Source organism: Micromonospora musae, assembly GCF_003626545.1.
GTDB lineage: Bacteria > Actinomycetota > Actinomycetes > Mycobacteriales > Micromonosporaceae > Micromonospora > Micromonospora musae.
Genome location: NZ_RAZS01000004.1, coordinates 143,566 through 159,015, shown reverse-complemented (window position 1 = coordinate 159,015; position 15,450 = coordinate 143,566). Strand labels below are relative to the sequence as shown.

The window sequence follows — 15,450 nt, the reverse complement described above, 5'->3', positions numbered from 1 at the left end:
CCTTCTTCGACGAAGCCCGCCGAGGGATGGCGCGCTCCTGGGTGGACGCCTAGTGCGTGAGGATCTTGGAGAGGAAGTCCTTGGCCCGCTCGCTGCGCGGGTTGGCGAAGAACTCGGCCGGCGGAGCATCCTCCACCAGCTGGCCGTCGGCCATGAAGATGACCCGGTTGGCCGCGTGCCGCGCGAAGCCCATCTCGTGGGTGACCACGACCATCGTCATGCCGTCGCTCGCCAGCGACGTCATCACGTCCAGCACCTCGCCGACCATCTCCGGGTCCAGCGCGCTGGTGGGCTCGTCGAAGAGCATCGCCTTGGGCTGCATGGCCAGCGCGCGGGCGATCGCCGCCCGCTGCTGCTGGCCGCCGGAGAGCTGGGCCGGGAACTTGTCGGCCTGGTTGGCGATGCCGACCCGGTCGAGCAGCGCCATGGCGCGCTCCCGGGCCACCGCGGGCTTCTCCTTGCGGACCTTGATCGGACCGAGGGTCACGTTCTCCAGGATGGTCTTGTGCGCGAAGAGGTTGAACGACTGGAAGACCATGCCGACCTCGCTGCGCAGCTTGGCGAGGGCCTTGCCCTCAGCCGGCAGGGGCTGCCCGTCGAAGGTGATGGCGCCGGAGTTGATCGGTTCCAGCCGGTTGATGGTCCGACACAGCGTCGACTTGCCCGAGCCGGACGGTCCGATCACCACGACCACCTCGCCGCGGCCGACCGAGAGCGAGACCTCGTCGAGCACGTGCAGCGGCCCGAACCACTTGTTGACCGAGTCCAGCACGATGAGCGGTTCGCCCGTCGTCACGTAGTCCACCGTCCCTGTCGTCTCCCGCTCGGGGCCGGTTGACCCCTGGTTGGGCAACTGTAGGCGGCGAGTTGTGGCGGAATGCAACTCAGTTGGTCACGGAGCGGTAACACCCACCGCGGCCGGCGTCGAGTGTCCGGTTTCGACCAGGCGACTTGTCCGGCACCTGTAGCGGTGACCTTCCGACGCGGCGATCATGTGTGAATGACCGAACCGGTACGGCTGACCCGATACGCCCGAGGCGGCGGCTGCGCGTGCAAGATCCCACCCGGTGAGCTCGAAGCGATGGTCGCCGGGCTCGCACCCGCGACCGGCACCGCCGAGCTGCTGGTCGGCCTGGCCCACGGCGACGACGCCGCCGTGGTCCGCCTGGACGAGCGGACCGGCCTCGTCGCCACCGCCGACTTCTTCACCCCGGTCGTCGACGACGCCTACGACTGGGGGCGTATCGCCGCGGCCAACGCGCTCTCCGATGTGTACGCGATGGGCGGTACCCCGCTGGTGGCGCTGAACCTGCTCTGCTGGCCCCGGGACGTACTGCCGATGGAGTTGGCCCGTGAGGTGCTGCGCGGCGGGCAGGACGTGGCCCGCGAGGCGGGTTGCCATCTCGCCGGCGGGCACAGCGTCGACGACGACGGCCCGAAGTACGGGCTGGCGGTCACCGGGGTGGTCCGGCCGGAGGAGCTGATCACGCTGGAGGCGGGCCGGCCGGGGCAGCCGTTGTCGCTGACCAAGCCGCTCGGCGTCGGGGTGCTGAACACCCGGCACAAGGCCACGGGTGAGGTGTTCGCCGAGGCGGTCGCCTCGATGAGCGCACTGAACCGGGACGCCGCCCGCGCGGCGGTCGCCGCGGGGATCCGGTGCGGCACGGACGTGACGGGCTTCGGTCTGCTCGGGCACGCCTCGAAGCTGGCCCGGGCCAGCGGCCTCACCGTGGCGATCGACGCGGCCTGGGTGCCGTACCTGGCGGGCGCCCGAGAGGCGGTGCGGGACGGATACGTCAGTGGCGGAAGCCGCCGCAACCTGGAGTGGGTCACCCCGTGGACCGACTTCGGCGCGGCGGGAGAGGAGGAGCGGCTGCTGCTGGCCGACGCCCAGACCTCCGGCGGACTGCTGGTGGCGGGGGAGCTGCCCGGTGCCGCGGTGGTCGGTGAACTGCTGCCGCGCGGCGAGCAGCTGGTCGTCCTCCGCTGAGGGGTGTCCGGGGGGCTCGTCCGACGTGATTCCGGGCGTCTGACGGCCCGGTGCGGCGGCGCGGGAAGCCGCACCATACCCGATAAACTGTCATCTTCCCGCTACTCCGAGCGATGCGGTGGCGGGAAATTTTGCCCGGAATGGTCACAGACAGGTAACTTGCCCACGGCTGGGGTCAAATGCACCGCACCATCGTCAGTAAGGCCCGATCCGGAGGCCGGTGGGACGAACGCAGCGAGGAGGCGGCATGACCGAGCTGTGGAACTGGAGAATCGACCAGGTACGACCCGTGGAGGTCTACCCGGCGCTGGCCGAGGCGCTCGGCCGGGTGGTGATGCCCCTGGCGATCGCCGACCCGGCTCGACTGCCCGCGTACGCGGTCATCTGCGACGTCTGGCAGGCACCGGGCGAGTTCGCCACGATCGTTGACTGCTACGGGGTGCCCGACGGGCTCTCCGAGCACGCCAGCATCGCCGCGCTGGCTCGGCTGCTGGACCACAGCTGCCTGCTGCGCGACGACACGCTCGACGCCGGACGGCATCTGCTCGTCGCCCCCGACGGCACGATCCGACCGGTGCACTTCGACGTCCGGGAGACCGACGACGGCGAGATGCTCACCAATCAGCGCCTCTGCACCGAGGCCGATCCGGGCTGCCGCGGCTGGTCGCAGTGCCACCGCTCGCGGTGGGCCCCCGACACGGTCGCCCCGGCGCTCGCCGCGGCCTGACCGGCGCATCCCCGCCCGGCGAATCCGGGCGGGGATGACGGTCGGAAGGGCGTGGAACCGGCCGGGGTGCTTAGGGCGTGTGTCAAAGTCCCTGGCCGGCCTGCGGCGGGCCCAGACGACGACCGGCGGCGTCGGCGCTTCGTCCGGATACAACACCGGTATCCGAACGAATCCCCGCCTTGCCGGACCGCCGCCTGGACTCCGCCTCGGCTCGACCGAGGACTTCGACACACGCCCTAGGATCCGGCCGCGGCGGTGGCCCCGCCCGACCGTGCGCCGCGCACCACGAGCTGGTCGAGCAGGGTGGCGGTGGCGGCGGCGACCGCAGCCACCGCGGCGTCGAAGGCCTCCGCGTTGTGCGGGGCCGGTGCGCGGAAGCCCGAGATCTTCCGGACGTACTGCAGCGCGGCGGCGTCGATGTCCGCCGGCGTCACGTCCGGGACGTACGGCTCCCGCAGGGTCTTGATGCTCCGGCACATGCTCAGCTCCTCCTCGCCCGACCACGGTCTGCACAAGCGGTGCTCGGTGTCGCACCGACGGTGACAAGCGGTCGAGACTTGTCTATTCTGGTCACGGATCAGAGCCCTTCGAGCCATGCTGCCGCCTGCGCCGTCGCGCCTCGGGCCCCCGGAGACAATTGTGGACCAGACAGCCCCTCGTCACAGCCCACCGTCCGTCGACCTCCTGACGCGTAGCCTGCGGACTCCGCTCGGTCGGGTCGCCACCGAGCACCCCGACACGCTCGCGCTCGTCCGCCGGCGCGTCCTGGCGGGCCAGGCCGCCCAGCCGGGCACCGTGCCCGTCGCGGCGTTCAACTCGTCCATCTGAGGTATGACGTGTCGGTGCGGCGCCGCCGGTTCGGCCGCGCCCTGCCGGCCGATCAGCCAGTACGTCCTCAAGGTGCACAGCCGGTGTGACCTCAGCTGCGACCACTGCTACGTCTACCAGGGGGCGGACCAGACCTGGCAGACCAGGCCGATCCGGATGGCCGCGTCGACCGTCCGGGCCGCCGCCGACCGGATCGCCGAGCATGCCCGGGCGCACGCCCTCCCCGTCGTGCACGTGGTGCTGCACGGCGGCGAGCCGCTGCTGCTCGGTCCGGCCGGGCTGCGTGAGGTGCTCGCCGAGCTGCGCGCCGCGCTGACCCCGGGCGTCGTGCTCGACCTGCGCATGCAGACCAACGGCGTGCTGCTCGACGAGGAGCTGTGCCGCCTGCTGGTGGCGTACGACGTGAAGGTCGGGGTGTCGCTCGACGGCGACCGCGCGGCCAACGACCGGCACCGGGTCTTCGCCCACGGCGGAAGCAGCCACTCCCAGGCGCGACGCGCGCTGGCCCTGCTCCGCCGCCCCGAGTTCCGCAGCAGCTACGCGGGCATCCTCTGCACGGTCGACGTGCGCAACGACCCGGACGAGGTCTACTCGGCGCTGCTGGCCGAGGCGCCACCCCGGATCGACCTCCTGCTGCCGCACGCCACCTGGGACCGGCCACCCTGGCGCCCTCCGGGCGTCGCCACCCCCTACGCCGACTGGCTGGGCCGGATCCACCAGCGCTGGGTGGACGACGGGCGGCCGGTGCCGATCCGGCTCTTCGACGCCCTGACCCCCGGGCAGCCCGGCGGCGGCACCGAGGCCGTCGGGCTCGCCCCGGCCGACCTGCTGGTGGTGGAGACCGACGGCAGCTGGGAGCAGGTCGACTCGTTGAAGGTCGCCTTCCACGGGGCGCCCGACACCGGCCTGGACGTCTTCTCCCATCCGGTCGACGACGCCGCGCGCCACCCCGGGGTGGCCATCCGCCAGGTCGGGCTCCCCGGGCTCTGCGCCGAGTGCCGCGCCTGCCCCGTGGTGAGCCGCTGCGGCGGCGGCCTGTACCCGCACCGCTGGCGTACCGGCACCGGCTTCGACAACCCCTCCGTCTACTGCGCGGATCTGTTGGCGCTCATCGCCACAGTGGACAGCCGTCCGCGGCCGGATCGGGCCGTCGCCCCAGAGTCGGGCTCCGGTGCGGCTCCGGCCGCGGCCGACGGTCAACCACCGCGCCGGCCGGGCATCCCCGCACCGCGGGCTGGCGAGAGTGCCGGGAGTGCCGAGGACCGGCCCGGGGAGTCGGCCACCGACCGGCTGCTCACCGAGATCGCCGGCGGCCACGGTGACTCCTGGGCGCTGGGGGTGCTCGCGCAGACCCAGCTCTCCATCACCCGGGCGCTGCTCGCAACCTGGCGGGACACCACCGGCGACAGCGTCGCGTGGGAGCTGCTCACCGAACTCGACGCGACCGCCGGCGACGCGGTCGACGCCGTGCTCACGCACCCGTTCCTCCGCCCCTGGCTGGTGCGCCGGCTCGCCCGGCCCGGCACGCCCGACGACGACCTCCTGCCGGCGCTCGCCGTCGTGGCCGCCGTACGGGCCGGGGTCGACACGGTGGTGGAGGTGCCGACGCGCGGCGACGCGCTCGTGCTGCCGACGCTGGGCCGGTTGACGCTCGCCGGCGAGCGGACCGCCACGGTCCGCACCATCGCCGGTGGGCTGCGGGTCCGCGCCGGGTCGGTCGAGCGGATGGTCCCACTCGACGGCGACGCCGCGGCGCGGGTCGGCTGGCAGCCGGTCCGCCGCGCGCCCGTCGTCGGCGCGGCGCTCGCCATCGAGGACGTCGACCCCGAACGGAACTGCTACGGCCAACCGGTCGCGCCGACGCTGGACGAGCCGGCGGCCGTCGCTCTCGGGCGTACGCTCGCCCGGGCCTGGCAGGTCGTGCACCGTGACGTGCCGGCGCACGGCGCCGCGCTCGACACCGGGCTGCGGGCCGTGGTGCCGCTGGCGCCGGATCCGGGGGCACCGCTGCGCAGCGCCACCGCCCGGGAGGCCTTCGGCGCGGTCGCCGTGACCCGGACGCCCGACGCGGAGGCGTTGGCCGTGCTGCTCGTGCACGAGTGGCAGCACGGCAAGCTCGGTGCCCTGCTGGACCTCTACGACCTCGTCGACCCGGCGTCGACGGTGCTCATCCCGGTGGCCTGGCGCCCCGATCCGCGCCCCGTCGAGGGGGTGCTCCAGGGTGTCTACGCGCACCTGGCGGTGGCCGAGGTGTGGCATGCCCGAGCCGCGACCGACCGGCCCGACGCGCGGCCCGCCCGCGAACACGCGCTGCGCTACCGGGACTGGACCCGAGACGCCGTCGACGCCCTGCTCGGCTCCGGGGCGCTCACCGATCTCGGCGAGCGGTTCGTCCGGCGGATGCGGCACGCCCTGGAGGGGCTCCGTGCCGACCCGGACTGACCACACGGTCGAGGCGGTGCGTGGCGGCGTCGACGGGGCGCGCCTCGTGGCCGACCTGCGCGCGCTCGGCCTCGCCGCCGGCCGCGACGTGCTGGTGCACTCCTCGCTGAGACAGCTGGGACGGCCGGCAGGCGGCCCGGCCACCCTGGCGGCGGCGCTGCGGGAGGTTCTCGGCCCGACCGGCACGGTGCTCGTGCCCACCGAGAACGCCGGCAACTCGACGAGCTCACGGACCTACCTGGCCGCGACCCGGGGGATGGACGCGCGGCAGCTCGCCGCCTTCCACACGACGATGCCCGGCTGGGACCGCGCCGGCACACCCTCGGAGGGCACCGGGGCGTTCGCCGAACACGTCCGGCTGGCCCCGGACGCCGTCCGCAGCGACCATCCGCAGACCTCGTTCGCCGCGCTGGGCCCCCGTGCCGTCGAGCTCACCGATGACCACGAGCTGGACTGCCACCTGGGGGAGCGGTCACCGTTGGGCCGGCTCTACGCCGCCGGCGGCTGGATCCTGCTGCTCGGCGTGGGCTACCAGGCGTGCACGGCGCTGCACCTGGCGGAGTACCGACTACCGGTGTCACCGCCCCGCCGGCCGTACCGCTGCTACCGCCAGATCTCCGGGCAGCGGGTACGCCTGGACTTCGAGGCGCTCGACCTGGACGACAGCGACTTCCCCGTCGCCGGGCAGGCCCTCGACCAGGAGCAATTCGTCCGCCGAGGCCGGGTCGGCAGGGCCGACGCCAGGCTGCTGCCGGTACGCGACACAGTGGACTTCGCGGTCGACTGGTTCAGCGTCCATCGATCGCATCGGGGGCGTTGACGTGGGGACTAGGCTGATGGTTCGGCCGCGCGGGGAGGGGCGGAGGCACACGGGTGAGCACAGTGGACATGCCCGTCGGCATGCGGGCCCCGCTGTTCTTCCTGAGCCATTCCCGCTCGCCCGCCCGCCGGGCCGCCGTGGGCCCCTCAGAGGACCTGCTCCGCTTCTACGACGACCTTTCGGTGCACGTGAGCGAGCTGGTCGGTCCGGAGACCGGGGTCGATCCGGGCTTCATGGACACCGTGATGACCGGCGGGGAGCGGTGGACGCCGGAGCTGCTGCGCGCCGCCGGGACCTGCCAGGTCTTCGTGCCCCTGCTCTCCAGCGCGCTGCTCGGCAGCGACTGGTGCGGGATGGAGTGGCACGCCTTCTCGCGCCGGCGTATCGAGCGGCGACGCGACGACGTCTCGGCGCACGAGACGGCGATCGTCCCCGTCACCTGGTCACCGACGGAGGGTGCGCGCCTACCCAAAGCGGTCCGCGAGATCCAACGGTTCTCGCCCAACCCGATGCCGGCGGAGATCGTGGCCCAGTACCAGCGGGAGGGGGTCTACGGATTGCTGACCTTGCAGATGGAGAACGCGTACCGGGCGGTGGTGTGGCGGCTCGCCCAGCGCATCGTCGCGATCCATCGGGCGTACCGGGTCGAACCCCTGGTGCCGTCGGGCGTCGGCGAGCTGCGCAACCTGTTCGCCAGGGAGCCGGGGTGAGCCGCCCCGGCACGACGCCGCGCGCGCGGCCGGCGGCACGCGGCACCTACTTCTTCCTCAGCTACGCCCACTCCGCCCCGCCGCAGGGGGCGGGCACCGACCCCGACATCTGGGTGGGACAGTTCTTCGCCGAGCTGTCGGCGGAGGTGGCTCGACACGCCAGGCCGGTGGCCGGGATGCGGATCGGCTTCTTCGACCAGCAGATCCCAGCGAACGCGGACTGGAAGGCCGCGCTGGCCGAGGCGCTCGGCGGCGTCGAGGTCTTCGTGCCGCTCTACTCCCCGGGCTACTTCCGGCGCCCCTGGGCGCTCGGCGAGCAGGAGTCCTTCCGCGCTCGGCTGGCCAGCGCCAACGCGCCGGACACCGCCGCGCACGTCCTGCCGGTCCTCTGGATCCCGTTTCCGAGCTGGGAGAGCCGTGCCGAGCTCGACGACGCGTTGGCGCTGGGCCGGGACCTCCCCGAGTACGCCGAGAACGGGTTGCGCGCGCTCTGCATGCTCGCCGCCTACCGGCAGGAGTACGAAGAACTGCTCGACCGGTTGGCCCGCCGGATCGTGGCGACCGCGGAGCGGCACCCGCTCGGCCCGTCCCGGGCACCGGGCCTGGACGAGGTGAGCCGACCCGCGCCGGCCGACCCGGACCTCGTGGTGGCGGTGCTGGCACCCACCCGAGGGCGACTGCCCTCCGGTCGGACCAAGAGCGGATATGCGGGCACCGCCCGCCAGTGGCGGCCCTTCGGTGGCCGGCAGAAGCTCCCGGCGGCCGAGTACGTGGCCAGCACCGCCGAACGGCTCGGGCTCTCGGCGCGTACCGCGGACTTCGACGACGCCGGTGACCTGATCGAGCGCCGGCCCACCGTGCTGCTCATCGACCCGTGGGCGGCCGCGGCGCCCGACGCCGCCCAGACCCTCGAGGCGGTGCGTGGCCTGCGCCCGTGGGTGGTGCCGATCGTGGTGACCGACGGCGACGACCCGCAGGACGCCACGCGGCACGCCGCGGAGGTCGCCGACGTGCTGCACAATGCGGGCGTACGGCAGGTCAAGCGGGCCAGCAGCGTCCAGGAGTTCGTGGACCTCATGCCGGCCCTGGTGACCGAGGCCCGCCGGCAGTACCTGAAACACGGTCCGGTGACGGAGTTCCCCGAAGCCGAACCGCCGCCCAGCCTCCGGCACGGGCGGGAGCCGCGCCCGCGCCCCGGCGCGTCGTTCGACCCGCCGCCCGCCCACGACGATCCGGCGTCGCCGCGTCCCCACGGAGAGAACCGATGAGCAACGATCGTGAAGGTCAGGTCGTCACGTTCTACTCGTTCAAGGGTGGTACGGGCCGGACGATGGCGCTGGCGAACGTCGCCTGGATCCTGGCCGCCAACGGCCGGCGGGTGCTGGTCGCCGACTGGGACCTGGAATCCCCCGGCCTGCACCGCTTCTTCCACCCGTTCCTGGACGCCGAGGCGATCCAGAGCACCAGCGGGGTCATCGACATGATCCGCGACTACGAGTGGGAGACCACCCGCACGGTGGACCGGCCGGACCGCTGGGTCGAGCAGTTCGCCCGGGTCCGCCGGCACGCCTTCTCGCTGCGCTGGAACTTCCCCGACGGCGGCAGCCTGGACTTCCTCTCCGCCGGCCGGCAGAACAGCGACTACGCGGTGTCGGTGAGCGGCCTGGACTGGGACAACTTCTACAACCGGCTCGGCGGCGCGCAGTTCTTCGAGGCGCTGCGCGCGGACATGAAGCGGGAGTACGACTACACGCTCATCGACAGCCGGACGGGCCTCAGCGACGTCGCCGACATCTGCACCCTGCACCTGCCGGACACCCTGGTCGACTGCTTCACCCTCAGCGACCAGGGCATCGAGGGGGCGGCCCGGGTGGCCCACTCGGTGCGGGACCGGTTCCGCCGCCGCGACATCCGCATCCTTCCGGTGCCGATGCGGGTCGACCAGGCGGAGAAGGAGAAGGCGGAGGCCGGCCGTTCGCTGGCGATGCGCCGCTTCGCCGGCCTGCCCACCGGCATGACCGAGGCGGAGCGCCGACGCTACTGGGCCGCGGTGGAGGTGCCGTACCGGCCGTTCTACGCGTACGAGGAGACCCTCGCCACCTTCGGTGACCCGCCCGGCTCGCCGACCTCCCTGCTCTCCGCGTTCGAGACGCTGACCGGGATCCTCACCGACAGCGACGTGGCCGCGCTGCCGGTGATGGACGAGTCGGTCCGGGAGCGGGGCAAGGCCCGGTTCCGCCGCCGCGCCGAGGCCGTCGACGACCAGATCGTGCTCCGGCACGCGCCCGAGGACACCGTCTGGGCGGAGTGGCTGGAGCGGGTGCTCAGCGCGGCCGGAATGCAGGTGGTGGCCCCCGCCGCCGCGGTCGGCTCGGCGGCCACCCCCGCCCCGCGGACACTCACCGTGATCTCGCCGGCCTACCTGGCGACCCCGACCGGCGGGCTGCCGCCCCGGGAGTCGAGCACCGGCTCGACGGCGCTCGCCGTCTACGTCGCGGATCTGCGCCCGCTGGCGGAGTTCCCGGCGCAGGTCTCCGCCCATCTGGTCAACGTCTCCGCGGAGACGGCGGTCGAGCGGGTGCTGCGGCTGGTGGGCCGGCCGGTGCCGCCGGCCGCGCAGGGCGCCCCGGCCGGTGCCACCCGCTTCCCCGGCGCCGAGCCGCTGATCTTCAACGCTCCGAACCGGAACGCCCGGTTCACCGGCCGCGAGGACGACCTCGCCGAGCTGCGCCGGCAGCTGCAGAGCGGGGGCAGCGCGGTGGTGCTCCCGGTCGCCCTGCAGGGCATGGGCGGTGTCGGTAAGACGCAGGTCGCCCTGGAGTACGTGCACCGGTTCCGGTCGGCGTACGACGTGGTCTGGTGGGTCGTGGCGGACCCGCCCCAGTTCGTCGACACGGCCCTGGCCGACCTGGGCACCCGCCTCGGCCTGCCCGCGAGTCCGGCCCTGCCCGAGACCGTGCAGGCGGTGCTGCAGGCCCTCGGCCGGGGTGAGCCGTACGAGCGGTGGCTGATCGTCTTCGACAACGCCGAGGAGATCGAACACGTCGAGCAGTTCCTTCCGCAGGGGCCCGGGCACGTGCTGCTGACCTCACGCAACCGGGCGTGGGGGGAGCGGGCGACCCCGGTCCAGGTGGACGTCTTCGACCGGTCCGAGAGCGTCGCGCACCTCGCCCAGCGGGTGCCGGCGATCAGCCGCGAGGAGGCCGACCGGGTCGCCGAGGCGCTGGGCGACCTGCCGATCGCCGTCGCCGCGGCGGGCGCCTGGCTGGCCGACACCGGCACGCCGGTCCCCGAGTACCTGCGGCTGATCGAACGGCACGGCCCCAGCGCCCTGTCGGTCGAGGCCACCTGGGACCTCTCCCTCAACCGGCTGCGGGCCCAGGCGCCGGCCGCGTACCGGCTCCTGCAGCTCTGTTCGGTGCTGGCGCCGGAGATCGCGTTGGACCTCATCTACAGCGACGAGATGGCGGCGGCGCTGGTGCCGTACGACCCGGCGGTGTCGGAGCGGCTGGTGCGGGGCGCCCTGGTCCAGCAGATCAACCGGCTGGCGTTGCTGAAGCTGGACGTGCAGGGTGGCCGGATCCAGGTGCACCGGCTGTTGCAGGCGGTGGTCCGGGAGCGGATGGACGCGGAGGAGATCACCGAGGCTCGGCACCAGGTCCACCTGGTGCTGGCGGCGTCCCGGCCGCGCGAGAACGTGGACGACCCTGCGACCTGGCCGCGCCTGCGGATGCTCTGGCCGCACCTCGAGGTCTCCGACGCGTTGAGCTGCCGCGAGGAGTCGGCGCGCCAGCTGCTCATCGACCGGGCCCGGTACCTGTGGCAGCGCGGCGGCCTGACGCAGGCCGAGGAGTTCACCCGGCAGGTCGACGAGATCTGGTCGGCCCAGCTCACCGGGGCGGGGGGCGAGGTCGAGCCGGACCAGCACCTCCTGCACCTGCGGTTCAACCGGGCGAACATCCTGCGCACCATGGGCCGGTTCGCCGAGGCGTGGGAGCTGGACAAGCAGGTCCTCGACGACCAGCAGCGCCGGCTCGGGCTGCACCACCCGCACGCCCTGATGACGGCCGGCAGCCTCGCCGCCGACCTGCGGGCCCTCGGCCGGTACGGCGAGGCGCTGGAGCGGGACCGCGCCACCTACGCCTCCTGGGTCGACCTGCTCGGCGAGGAGCATCCCCGCACGTTGAGCGCGGCCAACAACCTCGCCGTGTCGTACCGGTTGGTCGGCGACTACCGCTCGGCCCGGCAGTGGGACGAGGACGTGCACCAGCGGCGGCGGGCCGTTCTCGGCCCCACCGACCCGTACACGCTGCAGTCGGCCGTACGGCTCGGCAGCGACCTGCGGGAGGCCGGCGAGTACGAGAACGCGGTGGCGTTGCTGCGCGGCGTGTTCGACAGCTTCGTCGAGGTGTTGGGCGCCGACGATCCGCTGACCGTCACCGCCCAGGTGAACGTCGCGGTGTCGCTGCGCAGCGTGGGCCGGCCCGCCGACGCCATGCCCATCTTCGAGGACGCCTACCGGAAGCTGGAGGAGCGGTTCGGTCCGAACAACCCGGACACGGTGGCCTGCCGGTCGAGCCGGGCCGCGAACCTGCTGGCGATCGGCGAGGGGAACCGGGCGTTGAGCGAGATGGTCGCGGTCGGCCGGACGTACGAGGACGCGCTGGGCCTCGGCCCGTCGCACCCGCACACGCTGGCCACGTTGAGCAACAGGTCGGCGGCCGAACGGGCCCTCGGTCAGCTGCCCGCGGCCCGGGCCACCGCCGCCCACGCCGCCGACGAGCTGCGCAAGGTGCTCGGCCCGGAGCATCCGCACACCCTGGCGGCGGAGGTCAACCACGCGGTCTGTCTCGCGGAGGACGGCGAGTGGGAGTCGGCCCGGCAGCGGCTGCGGGACACCGCCGACCGGCTGGTGCTGGCCATCGGCGCGGACCACCCCGACACGCTGCGCTGCCTCGGCGACCTGGCCGTGGTGACCCGACGAATCGGTGCCGCCGGAGCGGAGGCCGACGCCGGTGCCGCTGCGGATCGGCTGGCGGACGTGATCGGTCAGGAGCACCCCAGCGTGCAGACGCTGCGGGGTGGTCGGCTGGTGGCCCGGGTGATCGACCCGAACGCGTTCTGACCGGCCGCCAGGTCGGGGCGGCTCTTCACCGGTCGGTCGTGCGGGGTGTCCGGCGGCCGACAGGGAAGCGCCGTGGCCGCGATCACCGCGGGACGGACCGCCCTGCCGGGTGACCGCTCGGGCGGGCGCCCGGTCCGGAGGGGACCGGCGCCGGTGGGCTCAGAGCCGCGGAGCGGCGGCCAGCTCGGGGGTGCTGAGCCAGGCGAGGGTCTGCGGCAGGATCTCCACCGCGCCGAAGTGCGCCGCCCCCGGTTGCACCTGGACCTCGGCGTTCGGGATCCGCGCGGCGAGCCACCGCGAGTGCGCCACCGGTGAGAAGCGGTCCTGCTCGCCGTGCCACAGCCGGACGGGTAGCCGGATCGCGCCGAGGTCGAAGCCCCACGACCGGTGGACGGCGAGCACGTCGTCGATCCAGCCCTCCGGACCGTGCCGGAGCGCCTCGGCGTACATGTCGGTGAGCAGCCGGCGGATCGCCACGTCGTCGACCACCCGGATGTCCGGCTCGGTGAGCTGCGGGCGGAGGAACTCCAGCAGGGTCATCGGATCCCGCTGGACGTCCTTGGCCCGCACGGTGAGCAGATCGCGCAGCTCGGTGGCGTCCGCGTCGGCGAGGCTGTGCTCGTCGACGTTCTCGCTGGTCATGCCGGCGTACCAGTCGAGGTCGGGGGCGCCGGCCGGGGCGAGCCCGACCAGGACCGCCGCCCGGGTCACCCGGTCCGGCAGCAGCGCGGCGCAGGCCAGCGCGTGCGGACCGCCGCCGGAGCGGCCCACCAGGGCGAACCGGTCGATGCCGAAGGCGTCGGCGATCGCCGCGACGTCGGCGGCCGTGTCGGCCACCCGACGGCCCTCGTGCCGGTCGGAGTCGCCGTAGCCGGGCCGGTCGTAGCAGATCAGGTGCACGCCGAGGCGGTAGAGGACGACCGGGCGGGGGCGGGGGCCGCTGCGGCTGCCGGGGGTGCCGTGCAGCAGGAAGACCGCGGGGCCGTCGGGAGCACCGGAGGTCTCCACCGCGAGCCGCCGCCCGTCGCGGGTGACGACGGTGTGTTGTGCCGCGTTTTCTAGCGTCACGGTGGCCTCCCGCGGCTTCGTCATGTGCTTCCCCGAACGCACACCGGTGGGTCTTGAGTGCAAAGCCCCCGAAACCACCCAGAACACAGTCCTGGTGTGCAGCGTACTGCCCGCCGGGTGACCCCGCCATGGGCCGCCGGGCCAATGCCGGGCGATCGGCTCGGCCGAGCGGGCCGCTACCCTGGTACCCCGAAGAAAGGGGCGCCGAGCAGGTGGCTAGGACCTACAACGTCGTGACGTACGGCTGCCAGATGAACGTGCACGACTCGGAACGCATCTCCGGCCTGCTGGAGCAGGCGGGTTACGTGCGCGCCGCCGGGGGCGACGACACCCCGGACATCGTCGTCTTCAACACCTGCGCGGTCCGGGAGAACGCCGACAACCGGCTCTACGGCAATCTCGGCCGGCTGCGTCCGGTCAAGGACAAGCACCCCGAGATGCAGATCGCCGTCGGCGGCTGCCTGGCCCAGAAGGATCGCGGCGACATCGTCCGCAAGGCCCCCTGGGTGGACGTGGTCTTCGGCACGCACAACATCGGCTCGCTGCCGGTGCTCCTCGAGCGGGCCCGGCACAACGCCGCCGCCGAGGTGGAGATCCTGGAATCCCTCGACGTCTTCCCGTCGACGCTGCCGACCCGCCGCGAGTCGACGTACGCCGGCTGGGTGTCGATCTCGGTGGGGTGCAACAACACCTGCACCTTCTGCATCGTGCCGTCGCTGCGCGGCAAGGAGAAGGACCGCCGTCCCGGCGACATCCTCTCCGAGGTCCGGGCGCTGGTCGACGAGGGCGTGCTGGAGGTGACCCTGCTCGGGCAGAACGTCAACTCGTACGGCGTCGAGTTCGGGGACCGGCTCGCTTTCGGCAAGCTCCTGCGCGCCACCGGCGAGGTCGAGGGGCTGGAGCGGGTCCGCTTCACCAGCCCGCATCCGAAGGACTTCACCGACGACGTGATCGCGGCGATGGCCGAGACGCCGAACGTCTGCCACTCGCTGCACATGCCCCTGCAGTCCGGCTCCGACACGGTGCTGCGCGCCATGCGCCGCTCCTACCGGGCCGACCGTTACCTCGGGATCATCGAGAAGGTCCGGACGGCGATGCCGGACGCGGCGATCACCACGGACATCATCGTCGGCTTCCCCGGTGAGACCGACGCCGACTTCGAGCGCACCCTCGACGTGGTGCGGGAGGCCCGGTTCTCCTCGGCCTTCACCTTCCAGTACTCCAAGCGCCCCGGCACCCCCGCCGCGACGATGGAGGGGCAGCTGCCCAAGCAGGTGGTGCAGGAGCGCTACGACCGGCTGATCGCCTGCGTCGAGGAGATCACCTGGGCGGAGAACAAGAAGCTGGTCGGTGAGAACGTCGAGGTGCTGGTCGCCGTCGGCGAGGGCCGCAAGGACGAGCGCACCGGGCGGATGTCCGGCCGCGCCCGAGACGGCCGCCTCGTGCACTTCGACGCGGGCTCCCTCGCCGGGCAGCTCCGCCCGGGTGACATCGTGCACACCACCGTCACGTACGCCGCCCCGCACCACCTGAACGCCGACGGTGAGCCGCTCTCCCACCGACGTACCCGGGCCGGTGACGCGTTCGAGGCGGGGCGCTCACCGCGCACCCCCGGCGTACTGCTCGGACTGCCCACCATCGGGGCGCCGGCGGCCCCGCCCGCCCCCACCTCCGGCTGCGCCGCGCACTGAGCTGGAGCGGGCCCCCGTCGACGTCAACCGGCGTGCCGGGTGACCGCGA

At 73.3% G+C, this 15,450-nt stretch carries 12 protein-coding genes; 9 read left to right on the top strand and 3 right to left on the bottom strand.

All coding sequences use genetic code 11. From position 1 onward, the window contains the following. Positions 1-49 precede the first annotated feature (49 nt). Positions 50-805 (bottom strand): amino acid ABC transporter ATP-binding protein, encoded by a 756-nt coding sequence (locus tag D7147_RS12545; protein WP_120677029.1) that lies wholly within the window; start codon positions 803-805, stop codon positions 50-52. Positions 806-1,000: 195 nt separating this feature from the next. Between D7147_RS12545 and selD the strand changes: the two genes are divergently transcribed. Then, complete coding sequence (selD, locus tag D7147_RS12540) at positions 1,001-1,990, top strand: selenide, water dikinase SelD (protein ID WP_120677027.1); 990 nt, start codon at positions 1,001-1,003, stop codon at positions 1,988-1,990. Between the two features lie 247 nt (positions 1,991-2,237). Continuing rightward, positions 2,238-2,717 carry a hypothetical protein gene (locus D7147_RS12535; protein ID WP_120677025.1) on the top strand — a complete coding sequence of 160 codons (480 nt, stop codon included), beginning with the start codon at positions 2,238-2,240 and terminating at the stop codon, positions 2,715-2,717. Between the two features lie 236 nt (positions 2,718-2,953). Here D7147_RS12535 and D7147_RS12530 read toward each other — a convergent pair whose 3' ends face one another. After that, positions 2,954-3,196: a DUF2277 domain-containing protein gene (locus tag D7147_RS12530; protein WP_120677022.1), complete on the bottom strand. Its 243-nt coding sequence runs from the start codon at positions 3,194-3,196 to the stop codon at positions 2,954-2,956. 160 nt (positions 3,197-3,356) lie between these two features. On the opposite strand from D7147_RS12530, the gene D7147_RS12525 reads away from it, so the two are divergent. The 6 genes from D7147_RS12525 to fxsT are packed head-to-tail and all read left to right on the top strand — an operon-like array spanning position 3,357 to position 12,642. Beyond that, on the top strand, positions 3,357-3,545 hold the full coding sequence (locus D7147_RS12525) for a hypothetical protein (RefSeq protein WP_120677020.1): 189 nt from the start codon (positions 3,357-3,359) through the stop codon (positions 3,543-3,545). A 3-nt stretch (positions 3,546-3,548) separates the two neighbouring features. Then, entirely contained in the window at positions 3,549-5,987 is a 2,439-nt protein-coding gene (locus D7147_RS12520) for an FxsB family cyclophane-forming radical SAM/SPASM peptide maturase (RefSeq protein WP_120677018.1), read from the top strand. Then, entirely contained in the window at positions 5,971-6,807 is an 837-nt protein-coding gene (locus D7147_RS12515) for an aminoglycoside N(3)-acetyltransferase (RefSeq protein ID WP_233563114.1), read from the top strand. Before D7147_RS12520 ends, D7147_RS12515 begins: the two co-directional genes overlap by 17 nt. A gap of 53 nt (positions 6,808-6,860) precedes the next feature. Continuing rightward, positions 6,861-7,517: a TIR-like protein FxsC gene (locus tag D7147_RS12510; RefSeq protein WP_147437393.1), complete on the top strand. Its 657-nt coding sequence runs from the start codon at positions 6,861-6,863 to the stop codon at positions 7,515-7,517. Continuing rightward, complete coding sequence (locus D7147_RS12505) at positions 7,514-8,785, top strand: TIR-like protein FxsC (RefSeq protein WP_120677014.1); 1,272 nt, start codon at positions 7,514-7,516, stop codon at positions 8,783-8,785. Before D7147_RS12510 ends, D7147_RS12505 begins: the two co-directional genes overlap by 4 nt. Further along, positions 8,782-12,642, top strand: a complete 3,861-nt coding sequence (gene fxsT, locus D7147_RS12500) for an FxSxx-COOH system tetratricopeptide repeat protein (RefSeq protein WP_120677012.1) — start codon at positions 8,782-8,784, stop codon at positions 12,640-12,642. Before D7147_RS12505 ends, fxsT begins: the two co-directional genes overlap by 4 nt. Positions 12,643-12,801: 159 nt before the next feature. On the opposite strand, the gene D7147_RS12495 is transcribed toward fxsT, so the two are convergent. Beyond that, a complete protein-coding gene (locus tag D7147_RS12495; RefSeq protein WP_233563113.1) occupies positions 12,802-13,710 on the bottom strand; it encodes an alpha/beta fold hydrolase in 909 nt (302 codons plus the stop codon). A 212-nt stretch (positions 13,711-13,922) separates the two neighbouring features. Between D7147_RS12495 and miaB the strand changes: the two genes are divergently transcribed. Then, entirely contained in the window at positions 13,923-15,401 is a 1,479-nt protein-coding gene (gene miaB / locus D7147_RS12490) for a tRNA (N6-isopentenyl adenosine(37)-C2)-methylthiotransferase MiaB (RefSeq protein ID WP_120677008.1), read from the top strand. Positions 15,402-15,450: the final 49 nt, after the last annotated feature.